This window comes from Sporosarcina sp. Y1011 (assembly GCF_057669885.1).
The window spans coordinates 44,023-58,461 of the sequence record NZ_JBYHFP010000011.1 but is presented as its reverse complement, the minus strand read 5'-3'; the positions used below and the strand labels follow the sequence as shown (position 1 = coordinate 58,461).

At 38.2% G+C, this 14,439-nt stretch carries 13 protein-coding genes; 5 read left to right on the top strand and 8 right to left on the bottom strand.

From position 1 onward, the window contains the following. Positions 1–7: 7 nt before the first annotated feature. Both AC25Y5_RS12880 and AC25Y5_RS12875 read left to right on the top strand, forming a co-directional pair. On the top strand, positions 8–1,126 hold the full coding sequence (locus tag AC25Y5_RS12880; RefSeq protein ID WP_488140649.1) for a 5-methyltetrahydropteroyltriglutamate--homocysteine S-methyltransferase: 1,119 nt from the start codon (positions 8–10) through the stop codon (positions 1,124–1,126). A gap of 85 nt (positions 1,127–1,211) precedes the next feature. Beyond that, entirely contained in the window at positions 1,212–2,672 is a 1,461-nt protein-coding gene (locus AC25Y5_RS12875; RefSeq protein WP_488140648.1) for an MFS transporter, read from the top strand. 154 nt (positions 2,673–2,826) lie between these two features. Here AC25Y5_RS12875 and AC25Y5_RS12870 read toward each other — a convergent pair whose 3' ends face one another. Next, positions 2,827–3,324, bottom strand: coding sequence for a flavin reductase family protein (locus AC25Y5_RS12870; protein WP_488140647.1), 498 nt, complete (start codon positions 3,322–3,324; stop codon positions 2,827–2,829). Between the two features lie 83 nt (positions 3,325–3,407). After that, positions 3,408–4,241: a pirin family protein gene (locus tag AC25Y5_RS12865; RefSeq protein ID WP_488140646.1), complete on the bottom strand. Its 834-nt coding sequence runs from the start codon at positions 4,239–4,241 to the stop codon at positions 3,408–3,410. Positions 4,242–4,362: 121 nt separating this feature from the next. On the opposite strand from AC25Y5_RS12865, the gene AC25Y5_RS12860 reads away from it, so the two are divergent. Further along, complete coding sequence (locus AC25Y5_RS12860) at positions 4,363–4,713, top strand: winged helix-turn-helix transcriptional regulator (protein WP_488140645.1); 351 nt, start codon at positions 4,363–4,365, stop codon at positions 4,711–4,713. A 61-nt stretch (positions 4,714–4,774) separates the two neighbouring features. Here AC25Y5_RS12860 and AC25Y5_RS12855 read toward each other — a convergent pair whose 3' ends face one another. Beyond that, positions 4,775–5,341, bottom strand: coding sequence for an NADPH-dependent FMN reductase (locus AC25Y5_RS12855; RefSeq protein ID WP_488140644.1), 567 nt, complete (start codon positions 5,339–5,341; stop codon positions 4,775–4,777). Positions 5,342–5,602: 261 nt separating this feature from the next. Between AC25Y5_RS12855 and AC25Y5_RS12850 the strand changes: the two genes are divergently transcribed. After that, positions 5,603–6,169 (top strand): hypothetical protein, encoded by a 567-nt coding sequence (locus tag AC25Y5_RS12850; protein ID WP_488140643.1) that lies wholly within the window; start codon positions 5,603–5,605, stop codon positions 6,167–6,169. A 306-nt stretch (positions 6,170–6,475) separates the two neighbouring features. On the opposite strand, the gene AC25Y5_RS12845 is transcribed toward AC25Y5_RS12850, so the two are convergent. The 5 genes from AC25Y5_RS12845 to AC25Y5_RS12825 all read right to left on the bottom strand — a co-directional run bounded on the left by AC25Y5_RS12845 (position 6,476) and on the right by AC25Y5_RS12825 (position 12,263). After that, on the bottom strand, positions 6,476–8,197 hold the full coding sequence (locus tag AC25Y5_RS12845; protein ID WP_488140642.1) for a sulfate adenylyltransferase: 1,722 nt from the start codon (positions 8,195–8,197) through the stop codon (positions 6,476–6,478). Positions 8,198–8,498: 301 nt separating this feature from the next. Further along, entirely contained in the window at positions 8,499–10,499 is a 2,001-nt protein-coding gene (locus AC25Y5_RS12840; RefSeq protein ID WP_488140641.1) for a hypothetical protein, read from the bottom strand. A gap of 54 nt (positions 10,500–10,553) precedes the next feature. Further along, on the bottom strand, positions 10,554–10,856 hold the full coding sequence (locus AC25Y5_RS12835; RefSeq protein WP_488140640.1) for a hypothetical protein: 303 nt from the start codon (positions 10,854–10,856) through the stop codon (positions 10,554–10,556). After that, the gene (locus tag AC25Y5_RS12830) at positions 10,849–11,424 is read right to left on the bottom strand and encodes a hypothetical protein (RefSeq protein ID WP_488140639.1); all 576 of its coding nucleotides are present in this window, start codon (positions 11,422–11,424) and stop codon (positions 10,849–10,851) included. Before AC25Y5_RS12830 ends, AC25Y5_RS12835 begins: the two co-directional genes overlap by 8 nt. A gap of 107 nt (positions 11,425–11,531) precedes the next feature. After that, positions 11,532–12,263, bottom strand: coding sequence for a BMQ_0737 family morphogenetic spore coat protein (locus AC25Y5_RS12825; RefSeq protein ID WP_488140638.1), 732 nt, complete (start codon positions 12,261–12,263; stop codon positions 11,532–11,534). 319 nt (positions 12,264–12,582) lie between these two features. Between AC25Y5_RS12825 and AC25Y5_RS12820 the strand changes: the two genes are divergently transcribed. Beyond that, a complete protein-coding gene (locus AC25Y5_RS12820) occupies positions 12,583–13,899 on the top strand; it encodes a hypothetical protein (protein WP_488140637.1) in 1,317 nt (438 codons plus the stop codon). Positions 13,900–14,439 lie beyond the last annotated feature (540 nt).

The following is a 14,439-nucleotide window of genomic DNA, read 5'->3' as shown; positions in this document are numbered from 1 at the left end:
ATATAAATTGACAAAAACAGTAGAAGAACGAAATGAAATAGTTGCACCATTCAAAGCGGATCACGTCGGGAGCTTCTTACGCCCGGAGCGTCTAAAAAAAGCACGCCTTCAAAAAGATAACGGTGAAATCACTGCCGAAGAATTACAGACAATCGAAGACGAGGAAATCACAAAGCTAGTAGAAAATCAAAAAAAGGCCGGACTGAAGACTGTGACAGACGGAGAATTCCGTCGTAAATGGTGGCATTTCGATTTCCTTTCCGGCTTCGATGGCGTTGAATTTTACGAAACTGATAAAGGTCTTCAATTCAATGGCGTTCAAACGAGAGCACACGGCATCAAAGTGACAGGGAAAATCGGTTTCAGCAATCATTATATGATTGAACATTTCAAGTTCCTGAAAAGTGTCGCGGGAGATGCGGTTGCTAAATTCACGATTCCAAGCCCGAATATGCTGCTCCACAGAGCGACATTCGAAGAAGGGATCTATTCAAGTGACGAAGAATTATTTAATGACTTGGTAACAGCCTATCAAGACGTAATTCAGGCGCTTTACGATGAAGGATGCCGTTATCTTCAAATCGATGACACGTCATGGGCTTCCCTTTTGTCGGAAGAAGGAAGAGAGACATTGAAAGCGAAAGGTCAAGATCCTGATGACATCGCTCAACTTTCCGCTCGGGCAATTAATGAATCCATCGCAAAAAGACCAGCCGACTTGCTCATTACGATGCATATTTGCCGTGGCAACTTCCAATCAACCTATTTTTCAAGTGGTGGCTATGAGAATGTATCCAAAACTATCTTTGGCAAATTGGATGTTGACGGCCTTTTCCTAGAGTTTGATGATGAACGTTCAGGCAGTTTTGAGCCGTTGCGCCACGTCAACCGTCCGGATCTTTACATCGTATTAGGATTAATCACTTCTAAATTCGGTGATTTGGAAGATCCAGAACAGATAAAAGTGAGAATATCGGAAGCTGCCAAACATGTTCCGTTGAATCAACTTTGTTTAAGCCCCCAATGTGGTTTTGCTTCAACAGAAGAAGGCAATCGTTTGACAGAAGAGCAACAGTGGGAAAAAGTTCGCCACGTTGTGTCTATCGCACAAGATGTTTGGAACTGATGAATAGGCGATAATCTATCGAATGCCTCTCTATCAAAAATAGAGAGGCATTTTTATATATAGAACGGAATTGGAGGTGTGAGAAATGAAAAAAGAGGGTTTGCAAAGGTATCATACGATTTGGGGATTATTATTTTTGGGCTGGTTCGTTTCTTACGTTGACCGGGTAGCCACTGGTCCGATTGTTACATATATGATTGAAAATGAAGTTTCCTTTTTTGCAGACGTAGCAAATCCGCATGGTATCGGCGGATTAATCGGTAGTTTGTTTTTTGCTGGCTTCATGCTAATGCAGTTTCCTGGTGGTTACTTCGGAGACCGCTTCGGCTATCGTGCCATAATTATTTTGAGTATTGTCTGGGCAGGGATTGCCACCTTGCTAACCGGATTGGTCGGTGGCCTTATCGCCTTTATCCTTTTCAGGGTTCTATTAGGGCTTGGTGAAGGTGTATTCTATTCGAATGACCGCTCTTATATCGCATATCATACACCTACCGAAAAAGTCGGATTGGGAATGGGCGTGGCGCTTACCGGATTATCTGTCGGACTAACAGCCGGTACACTCGGGGTCCCCTATCTTTTAACAATTGCAGAACCATTTATGGGAGAGGAGGCTTGGCGTTTCCCTTTTTTTGTGACTGGGATCATTACGCTTGTCGTTGCATTCCTGCTATTTAAATTTATGAAGCCGAAACATAATCCAAATGTACCTGTAGATTTATCCTCGCCAGGCATTAAAACACAATTTAGCAAAGGGCTGCTGCACATGTCCATGTACTCCGCAGTCTTTCTAGTCATAGTGATGGGTATTTATTATTTTTCGGTTAAACTAGGTTTGTCTTCTATTGCAATCGCTATCATACTTGTGGCATTATGTCCGCTCTTAATACTTTATTTATACATGACGAAGAAATCTGAAATAAAGCCGTTATTGGCTAATAAAAACCTATTCTTATTGTACTTATTTTTCATCCCTGTCATGTGGCATCTATGGTTTTACGGCTTTTGGTCCGTCTCCATCGTCAAAGATTTCGGCGGTGGAGCATTGATGGCTGCTGCACTGATTGCGTCATTCAATGGCTTGGCCGGTATCATCGGTTTCCCTCTCGGAGGGAAGATTTCCGACATGGTTGCGGATCGTCCAAACGGGCGGCGTAATATTCTCGCTATACTTACCGCCGTACTGACCGTAACCATTTTTATATTCGCAGCTTATGTAATGTTGGGTAATAATAGTCCCGTCGTTATGTCTATCATTTTATTCGTTTCAGGACTATTCTTTTTTGCATTGCAGCCGGTTGCACATGCACTCGCTTCCGACTTAACGCCCGAAAAAAGCAGAGGGTCCATGTTCGGGATGCTTAATTTGATTGGAGAAATCGGAGCGGTCCTTTCGCCTGTTGTCTCCGGCGTTCTTCGGGACAGCACAGGCGACTGGGGCATGCCGCTTCTGCTTGATGGTGTACTGATGGCGGCTGGTTTAGTGCTCGTGCTGGCCATCTCACGTAAAGGGGTCAGCAAGACTTCTGTTTCCTTGGCAAAATAAAAAGGCCTGTCATCAACAAGTGATGACAGGCCTTTTCGAACGGTGATTTATACGGATAGCCGTGCAAGTTCTAATAAATGTTACCTTCAAATACGCTTAGGCGCTTAGGTAGGCCTCCAGCGCTCAGACTATGAACAATATTCAATACTTCTACTTAGCTATAAAAATCTTTAGGAATTGGACCGATAGTTCTGCGGTGATACAGAAGAGGTTCTTTACTTTCATTCTGAATATCCAATACTTCGCCGATAAAAATCGTATGATCCCCGGCTTCGATTTGTTGAACCGTTTTACATTGCAGAACGGACAGTGCCTCTGGGAGGACCGGCAGATTCAAATCCGACTCCTTCCAATCACATTGGCTAAATCGATCGGCTACTCTGCTGGAAAATAACGTACATAAATCGCTTTGATCTGACGCCAAAATATTCACCGAAAACTTGTCAGTCTTCAGAAAATCGTTATAAGTGGATACTCTTTTGTCAATTGACCATAATATGAGCAAAGGCTCTAAAGATACAGATGCAAATGAATTAACCGTTAGACCCATCGGTTTTTTATCCGCATCAAAAGCCGTTACGACTGTTACTCCCGTCGGGTAATTCCCCATTGCCTCTTTAAAACTCGCTACATATTCCGCCTTTTTATCCATATCAGCAACTCCCATTTTCTTATTTCTACTAAAAGCATAGCAAATCTATTGGAATATTTCATACTTTATGATTCCGTATTACATTACTCGAATTTTCCTTCTCTATAATCCTTGTAAGCTTGCATGATTTCTTCTTCTGAATTCATCACAAATGGACCGCGCGCAACCACTGTTTCTCCGATAGGCTGACCTGCATATAAGATAACATGCAAATTTTCTCCCGCGTGAATTCCCACTTCAGACTGCTCACCGTCCACTCCTCGTTCCAGCCAGAGAACCTGACCCTTCTTCCCTTCCGTACTGTCACTGCCGAATGTACCTTTTCCTTCTATTATATAGATAAACCCATTATAATTTCCCGGAAGATCTTGTATAACAGTAGCACCCGGCTCTAATTTCATCTCAACCATCGTAACGGATACATGATTTTTCGTATCAGCAATTACATCAGCCGAAGAACCCGAAAATACACGAATCGTTGCACCGTCTTCTTGACGAACAGGCATATCTTCTGCACGCATGTTCTGGTAACGTGGTTCCGTCATTTTTTTATCACTCGGGAGATTAACCCACAATTGCAGACAATTCACTATTTCTCCAATCGCAGGTTCTTCTGAATGAATAATCCCTTTACCTGCTGTCATCCACTGAACATCCCCAGGGTGCAATTCCCCGCCGCCTGTCTTATTGTCATGGTGCTCAAGATTTCCATCGATGATATAGGTGACCGTTTCAATACCGCGATGCGGATGCGGTCCAAAAGTGCCTCGTTCGAAAAAATCTTCAGCCATCAACAAAAATGGATCTGTCTCTTCCCAGTTACCAGGTTCAATGACTAATCCCACTTTATGGGTCGGTGAATTTTCCTGATAAACTACATTTCTGACGCTTCTGATACCCCTAGATAAAACGCTCATTTAAATATCCTCCCTCTATAAGTCCTTTATATGTTATTATGAAGCAAAGAAGTCATAAAGAGAAGTACCTACTTAAATGTGTCATAGTATCTAAAAGTATACTAATGGAGGTTATTATGAGATGAAAGTTGAACAATGTAAAGTCGATGAAGCTTTAGGGATTTTGGTAGGTAAATGGAAACCAATTATTTTATTGCATTTATTCAACGAAGGCACTCAGCGATTCAGTGAGTTGAAACGGTTGATGCCCGATATTACACAAAAAATGTTAACCAAACAATTACGTGAATTGGAAGATGAGGATATTGTAAAAAGAGTCGTCTATGCCCAAGTTCCTCCCAAAGTTGAATACTCTATTTCAGAGTATGGTCAAAGTTTACAACCGGTTCTGGCAATTATGCACGAATGGGGCATACTTCATGCCGACCATATTGAAAAAGTTAAAAGTTATAATGAGGCCAGTAGCTACTGAAACTGATAAATATTTAAAAACAGACACTCTTTTATAAAGAGTGTCTGTTTTAGCTTTTAAATTATACGTTAGCAGAAACAGATTGTTTCTTGTAGAATTCAATAAAGTTAAAAACAACTGTATCCAAGAAATCAATTGTCGCTTTATCAGTAAGTTCTCCAGCTTCGTTCATTTTCTCATGAACTGAACCAACGTAAACCTCGTTTCCTGGCAAAAGAACTGGTGCTAATGCAGGGTTAGATAGAATTTCTCTTAATTGAATTTGAGCACGAATACTGCCGAACACACCCATAGAAGATCCAACAATGAATCCAGGTTTGTTTTGAAGTGTGAAATCGCCTCCGCGCGATAACCAGTCAATCGCATTTTTCATTACACCTGGAATTGAAAAGTTATACTCAGGAACTGCAAATAATACAGCGTCCGAATCTTTCACATTATTTTTGAAATCTACGACGTTCTTCGGTGGTGTACTTTCTATATCAACCGAAAACATTTCAAGGTCGTTGATAAAGACAGGTGTAATTTCTAATTGACCTGCATAACGGCTTCTCATATGTTCAACTAACTTTAAGTTGAATGAAGTGGAACTATTGCTACCGATGATTGCTTTTACTCTAATTGTCATTGTGTAGGACTCCTCTGTGTAATTGATTTATTTCATGCACATTTCATTATAAACCATGTACCACAAAAAGATAAGTACGCACTCTTAAGTGCTATAGTATACTAAAGGATACTATAGAGAAGTCTTTCAATTTAAAGCAATTCAACTATAAACGTAGTGCTCTGTGGTTAATCAAGTTACTTACTTGTAATTTTAAGTGAATCAACATACCTGCCTCTTGTTTATATAATAGGGAATGACTAAGTACAAAGGAGAGAGTATGTGTATTTCATTAAACTTCTACCATCCTTTCCAAAGGATGTTCATGGAATCTTTATGAAATGGTCGCCTCTAAAAACAATGATCTTCACAGCATTGTTGGCGGCACTTGCAGCAGTATTACAATCGGCAGGGGGAATTTTACCAGGTATCGGTTACTTCTTTAGCCCCTTCGCATCTCTCCCTATTTTTCTAGCTACATTGATTTCATTGCGTTCCGGATTACTAACGTATGTACTAACGATTTTTTCATTATTATTGATTCAGCCTAGTGAGTTAGTGATTTTCCCTTTCACAACAGGGCTACTTGGATTAGGACTTGGATGGACGTTTCTCACTTTTCATCATCGTTTGGCAATTTTAATTGTAAATGGGTCACTATTACTTATAGGGATTTGCATCCCTTTATACGGATTGGGCTTTCCGATTTTCGGTCCGGGGTTCTCTTCCTCAATTAATATGCCTGTTCTCTTAGTTGTTTTTGGTTTTTCACTTTTGTATAGTTGGTTCTGGATAGAATTCAGTCTGTTTTTCCTGCGTAAAATCAGAGTGATTTTACGATTATTGTAAAGGAGGTCACTCCCAAGGTCCAAATGTTCTATCATTATCAGGATGAAAATCACTATTCATTAAGAAAAAAAATCGATTGGGAAACAAAGAATGAAACCTTTTAATTAAATCGTTTTTGAGAATTTTTTTCTGTTGAAGCGATTTGAATTTGTACTTTTTCAGGTTGCCCACTTCCTATTGTTGAAGCAGTGGAAATTGTGAACAATTCCATAGACTCTATGACCCTTAATTCTCAATTAAAGTTCAAACATAAACATCCGCCAATTGGGAACCCATTTGGCGGATGTATTACTAACACTTTATCTATTATTCATTTGGATCATCGCTACCACGATAACGATTATAGGGTAAGTGGTTCCAATTACGATATTTTAGATTATCTGAACGAAGTACCTTTGGAAGGTCTGCAAGAATCTTTTTAGCTACTTCAAGTTCTAGTTTAGACTCTTCCTTGTCTTGGTACATGAATTCATCGGAAGCAGCAATTGGAGCTTGTTCAACTTTCTCTTCCAAATCCTGAATTACCATTTGCTGTTGTAAGTGTAATGCTTCTCGAGCATCTGCTACCCATTCTGATTGCAAACTACGATTCGTGTCGCCAACACTACTATACTCTTCATAAACTTCTCGATAGATTCGATCCGCATTGGCGCGGACATCCAAGTTAACCTCTTCTAAATCCAGGTTAGTCAATTCTCCCTCTGTTAAAGGGGTAACGCGCTTACGTCCACCAAGCCTCGTTCTCTCTAAATAGAATGGGAACATGCTTTTAATTGTTTTTCCTACGGGCGATATGGCATTTTCACTATCGTCAAGTCCTTTAGGCTGAATTCCCTGCAAGGCAATTCGGGCAGATTCAGGTCTAACAATTTCTTTTGGCGGCATAATTCCATGACGGAGCATTTCTCGAATACCTGTGCCCGAAATGTTTATCCGATAGCTTTCGTCGTGTGGACAAGATTGGCCAGTCGCAGGACTATCACAACGTGTACAGTAAAAGACTTCATGGTAAAGCCGAATATCTATTCCTAGCTCTGCTGGATCAAACTCATCAAATATACTATGGCTGGCATACTTGTCGTAATAATCGCCTATTCCCGCATGATCCCGACCAATTAGTGCATGAGTACAACCGTAATTCTTCATAATTAAAGCGTGTAACACCGTTTCCCGAGGTCCAGCAAAAATGTAAGTCACTCTCAGGGGAGCTAGAATTGATCGACCTTTTGGATAATACGTATCTAATACACTTCGATAAGACAGCATACGAAACTCATGGCGTGTATACTCTCGTTTAGCCATTTCCACTAATGGTTGAAGAAGCAAGCCATCTATTTCTTCTAAAGCATTCTTATGAATATATTCATGGCCTCTGTGTAAAGGATTGGCACCCGTGATAAATCCTGCTGCCGAACGAAACTTCTTTACTTCATAAAAGTCATGCCAAGTATCTTTTGGCTCCAAACGAAGTTTCTCAAATGGTCCCCAATCAGCACGTCGCAATAATCTGATGGGTCCCCCTAACGCGACGTCACCCATCCGCCTATAAATCGCATCTACACCTGGGTGATTACGGTCTGTAGTGCCAAAGAGATGAGAAGCACGATATTCTTTATCGTACTCAAAAATATCCTCTATTATGAGAATAGCCACAGGCTCTTTGTTTTCATCAGCAAGTGTTACTTCATCCCCAATCGAAAGTGACTGGACCACTTCTTTGTTACGATTACCAGTTGGAGCAAAACTCAACGGTGCCGGCCAAATTAACCCATTATCTAACCGCCCTTTCGTAAGAACGGAATTATAGTCAATTTCTTTCATAAAACCCTCATTAGGAGACAAGACGCCCGTCGCAATCATTTCAAGCGTAATGACTGCTTCCATATCCACCATAATAGTTGGTAGCTGCTTTGCTTTAACCAAATCCTCTTCTAACGCTATACCAGTTACCACTTTGTCTACCAAACTTCCGCCATGGGGCTGCTGTGGATATCCGGAAAATTTGCTTTTCTCTGTAATATTCAACATCTCATTTCCTCCTCTTTAAAAATGTTTTAATTCAGCAAAACAATATAATGAATAAATGTGCCTATTCTGAATATTATCATTCTATTTGGAATTAGAATAGTCAAATACCCTAAATATTTAAATATTCTTTTGTTTTTCTCATAAATGGGAATAATAGCATAAGGAATGTCAGGAAAAATAGTTATAGTAATAAGACCATTAAATTCCACAAAAACAAAATAAAAAAAGGCTTTTCAATAGTTTGGTCAACTAATGAGAAACCTTTGATAGCCCGTAAATGATTAAAATTGAGTTTCAAGTATCAAGATTCCTTTGAAATCCGACCCTCTACACTGAAAACATCTATTCCATCAATTTCTACAGTAAGCTGATTTAATTTATGTTCCAAAGTATTAACAACAAGTAACTTCGCATCCAACTTTTCTTCGTAATACAACGATTTGGCTAATATTTTTTTTATTTGATGGTCTAATTGGATAAGTGATTCAGTATCAATAGTAGGTGAAGTTGTAGAAGAAAATGAGTCAATCCCTGGTTGACTATCATTCTTCTGTTTCAGTTTTTTTTCTAGCATTGTAATAGCTTTACTATGCTTTTCATTTTGTTGTTTTAAATTCGATATTTCATGTTGGAGTTTTCCTATAGTATTATTTTTCTCTTTTATTTCTAGTAGTAATCGTTGTCTAACTTTATTGGATTGGGCACGCTCTTTCCTGGCTATGTCTAACTTCTTCAGATGGGAGTGTACTTGTTTATTCTCTTCTTGAATGAAATTAACAAGCTTATTTTCGAGCCGAGCTATAGTCGTTTTATTAGTTAGATTTCTTTCTTCTAGTGCAATTGCCTCACTATGCTTGTCGTTTTGTTGTTTTAAATTCGATATTTCATGTTGGAGTTTTCCTATTGTATTATTTTTTTCCTCTATTTCTAGTAGTAATTGTTGTCTCACTTTCTCGGATTGGCTACGCTCTTTGTTGGCTATGTCTAACTTCTCTAATTGGGAGTGTACTTGTTTATTTTCTTCTTGAATGAAATCAACAAGCTTATTTTCGAGCTGAGCGATAGACGTTTTATTAGTTAGGTTTTTTTCTTCTAATGCAATGGCCTCACTATGCTTGTCATTTTGTTGTTTTAAATTCTTTATTTCATGTTGGAGCTTCCCTATAATACTGTTTTTTTCTTTTATTTCTAGTAGTAATTGTTGTCTCACTTTCTCGGATTGGCTACGCTCTTTGTTGGCTATGTCTAACTTCTCTAATTGGGAGTGTACTTGTTTATTTTCTTCTTGAATGAAATCAACAAGCTTATTTTCGAGCTGAACGATAGTCGATTTATTAGTTAGGTTTTTTTCTTCTAATGCAATTGCTTCACTATGCTTTTCATTTTGTTGTTTTATATTCGTTATTTCATGTTGGAGCTTCTCTATAATACTGTTTTTCTCTTTTATTTCTAGTAGTAATTGTTGTCTCACTTTCTCGGATTGGCTACGCTCTTTGTTGGCTATGTCTAACTTCTCCAATTGGGAGTGTACTTGTTTATTTTCTTCTTGAATGAAATCAACAAGCTTATTTTCGAGCTGAGCGATAGTCGTTTTATTAATTAATTTCTTTTCTTCTATTGCAATAGCCTCAGTCTGCTTTTTATTTTGTTCTTTTAACTCCAACATTTCATGTTGGAGTTTCCCTATAACACTGTTTTTATCTTCTATTTCTTTTATTAAATGTCGTCTTACTTTCTCGTATTGAGCACGCACTTTATTGGTCCTATCTAACTTTTCCATTTGGATATGTACTTGCTTATTTATTTCTTGAATAAGATCAACAAGCTTATTTTCGAGTTGTTCTATAGTCGTTTTATTATTTGCAAGTTTTTTATGAATAGAAGAAACTTGTTTATCTTGTTTTTTGTATCTATGTTGATTGGTATTGACTCCGTCTTTCAATTTAATAATTACTTCGTTTAACTGTTTGCTAATTGGTAGTAGATCTGTGTTTGATTTCTGAAAGGTATTAATAGAAGTGATGTATCTTTTCTCTTGTATTTCTTGCAATTGAACTGGTCCTTTATAATAACTAATCCTCTTTTCAAATTCTTGTTTTAACTTCACTAACTCCTCAGCTAGTTCCATTTTTTCGTTCGTTAATTGCAGATTTTCTTGCTCAAGGTTCTCTACTACTGAATAGTGATAGCTGTCTTGATATTTTTTAACTTCCGATTTTTGTTTACCTAATTCCGCCTTTAAAAAGATGATCATTTGTTGAAGTTGCAGAGGATCATTATTTTTGATATTTTCACCATTCACATCATTCCCTCCCATCGCAGCTATTTTCGAGGCAAAAGACTGTATCAGATGAAATTAGATTCTTTCTTTAAGCAATGTGATGATTTCCTCAAAATCCTCTTTGTTGTCCGCAATGACCTGTTCAAGTTCCTCTAAAATCTTCACTAGAGAATCTTCATTCACTTTTCCATTATTTCGATGTTCTCCGTTCATAAACAAATAGGTAAGCATCATATTCAATGTACTCTTTTCTAAAAAGACAAAGCTATTGTCATTTTCTTGTTTATCATCTTGCAGTTCGTTAAGTTGAGTTTTCATAAATTGGCGGATTGCTTGCTTCACTAATGATTCTTGCTCTTTTCCATCTAGATCAGCCATTTTCATCCTCCTGTACTAGGACGGATCCATTGAGATTGATTGGGTTAATCACAGCGATTCCATCTTTCAATTGATCACTATACATAAATGCCATGATACTGCCTGCATAAGATTCTTCAGGAGACCATGTAATCTGGAAGTTTGAAAATGAAAGGGTCTCATTAGGTTCAATGGATGCTTTCCCTAAAGGTTTAAGCCAAAATTCCTCTTTATCCGTTTTTTCATTTGTACGTACCCACCCACTGGCATTCTTCAATGACTGTTTGAAGTTTTCATAGACATATCTCCCAGAAAATGAAAATGGAGATTCCTTCGGGACTTTTATACACAGATACGGATTTGTGATTGGCTGATTCCCCATATTACGTACATGGTAAGATCCTAGGCATAAGCTCTCCTGTTTGGGATCGTGAGAGATGTTCAATGAATAAGTAAAATAGCTTATTATGTTCACTTTGGCAGGATCATTGAGCTCAGCAACCAACTTTTTAATTTCATTTAAATATGATTTGGTTTGATGCTGGAGCTTCGATATCTTCACTTCCACACCATTCTTTTCGTGTCCCACTATCTCCTACCCCTTTTCTGCAAAAAAAATAAAGAGAGAAATTTCCTCTCTTTAAGATATGTTTGGAGATTAACCATTATCACTATAGACCGATATTAGTGAAAGCATTAACCGTGGTGATGGTGGTCGTCATCTGGGAAAATAGCCTGGCAGTGTTTCGGGCGATGTGGTGCGGAGCAATTATTTGCTAATTCCTCTCTTGGTTCACAGTAATCAGCCAAAAACTCGACAGTTACCGGGTATGTCGATTGGATGCTTTGGCAGGTAGATACAGAGATGCTTAGATCAGAGAATTTGATTTTATCCGGATGTGCCACTGGTGGATGCCCCGCAGAATGTTCTCCATGCCCATGATGTTCTCCATGCCCATGATGTTCTTTAAGTTCTAACATACCAACACTACACACAAAACAGTCTAGATCCGTGTACGTAACTTCAACATCTGTTCCTTCAGGTGCACACAAAGTGACTTGTTCACAACGACTAACATCAATAGGTTTTGATTTATATGTGTGCCCATTTCCTAGAGTAAGGAAAATTGTTAAATCGAACTTCTTTTTAATATTGAGCTGTTGAAGACATACATTCTTGCCATCAATCCAATATGTGCGATCCTCACGTCCTAGGATTACAATTGGATAATGCGTATCAGGAGTCACTTCACATCTAACGGTCGCCCCTTTTAAATCGTCATCGCATAGATTGTGTGGTATTCCCTGAAAAGTAATGAATCCCTTTGGAGAAACATCAAACGACTTTTCTTTAACAATCCAATCATAGACCTTGTCGACATTTATACAAATTAACTCTTTCCCATCACAATGCTTTTTTTCTTGCATTTTGTAGACACCTCCAAATTTTTTTCTTTCTTTCGTAGCATATGACGTGAATAAATGAGGGTCTGGGCAAAAGAATGCTTTAACGAGATACTAAGTGAATTGCATTCATTGGGAAGATGTAAGAAGTAATTGATGCAAATGAAGTAGTGCAGGAAAGATATTGCCCCCTTAGAATCCAACTCTTTATCATATAGACGTCAGAGGCTGAATGTGACAAATCATTTGCCGCTGAGCAACATTACGTCTAACAGGAAATAATTCGTCACGTAATGAAAACGCCACTAATAGTATAGTAATGACTGCAAAGGGGTGAAAAGTGATGGGAGATTCTAAGTTACACTCCGCTGAGGACATTGAAAAACTGAAGAAAAAAGTCGCAACTTACAAAGACACCTTAATTTCGTTAAAAACAGGAAGTTCCGCTGATGGCTATCTTTTCATAAAAAATGAATTTATTGATTTTAAAACTCAAATCTCGCATTTAGAAACACTAGCGGAAATAATGGGTGCAAAACAAAGCGTACAAATTGCGGAGTATGGGCAACAAGTAAAAAAAATTTCGGTTCAGATTAACTCCCTTAACCAAACTGTCGAGGAATTGAATCAAGGTATTTCATTGATAAGGAATAAAGTAAAAAATGGAAATGCTCCGATCGATGTACAAATATCAGTAAATTTTTCTAATAACGAGGAGAAGGTGGAAAGCTTCATAGAAGAAACTACTTTGACTAAAGACCAAACATCCATTTCTTCCATTCAACAATCGAATCGACCACCATCTTTTAAACAACTGCAAAATCTTGTAACGATAGCTAATGACATACAGGAAGTACCAAGTGGTATACCCCCTATAGCAAGCCTCGATGTTCTGAAGAAGCACCCAGAAGTGCAGCAATTTAATAAAAAGAGTTTCCCATCGACTGGCATTAATCCTAGCCAACTATATAATGGTCGAAACAGAAATGTTCCAATAACATCAGCAATTCATCTAAATAAGTTTATAAAAAAACAAAGGATCCCTCTAAAGGTCATCGAGAATTCAGCTCTATCATTGTCTCTAGCTACTAGCGTTTCTGAAAAAAACGAAACGGTGACGGAGTATTCGGATGAAGTGATTAATGTAGCCCCAGTCGAGATGGATAATGCTTCTATTGAGATTTTCGATGAGGTGAATGATGTAGCTCCAATCGAGGCGGATAATGCTTCTATTACGAGTTCCGATGAAGTGATTAATGTAGCTCTAATTGAGGTGGATATTACTTCTATTGAGAGTTCCGATGAAGTGATTAATGTAGCTCTAATTGAGGTGGATATTACTTCTATTGAGAGTTCCGATGAAGTGATTAATGTAGCTCCAATTGAGATGGATATTACTTCTATTGAGAGTTCCGATGAAGTGATTAATGTAGCTCCAATTGAGGTGGATAATGCTTCTATTGAGATTTTAGATGTAGTAAGTGATGCAGCTACAATCGGGGTGGATAACTCGCGTATTGATATTTCAGATGTAGTTAGTGATGTAGCTCCAATTGAGACGGATTATGCTTCTATTGAGATTTCTAATGAAATGTCGCGACAACAACATAAAAATAAAAAGACGTCATGGCTATTCAACTTCTTTCGTAAGAAGATTTAATTCCCACATAGAACTATTGAACATAAGAATACATTTGGAAATTGAAAAGACACCTTACAGGGGCAGCCGAAGCCATTAGCCTGACCGCTACGCTATCAGTCTTATGACGGAAGGCATACCCTATGCACCAGTTAGGATTTAAAGGATATCTATATTCCAACTCATTTAGATGAAATAATTGGAATCAACAAATCATATCGCCTATTTAAAACAGCCGCCTGACATATTGTCAGGCGGCTGTTTTTTGAATCAAGAAAATGAATTTCAAAATTCGGCTATTAACTTAACCTTTTTTGGTAGTTGTACAGATATTCCGAAAAACCGCATTACTAGTCAATAAACTATAAATTGCGATAAACAAGTAGTCGATAGCCCGTCCGACTTGCAGTCTCTTTTAACAGAATAACAGAGAAAGTCGATGATAATATGAATTCTATTTATCTTGACATACTTGAATCCAACCATTGTAGAGGGGGAATTGTCTACGGCACGGCGTTATTACTGTGCATGCTTGAATATCGAATCCGAACAAAAATGAAG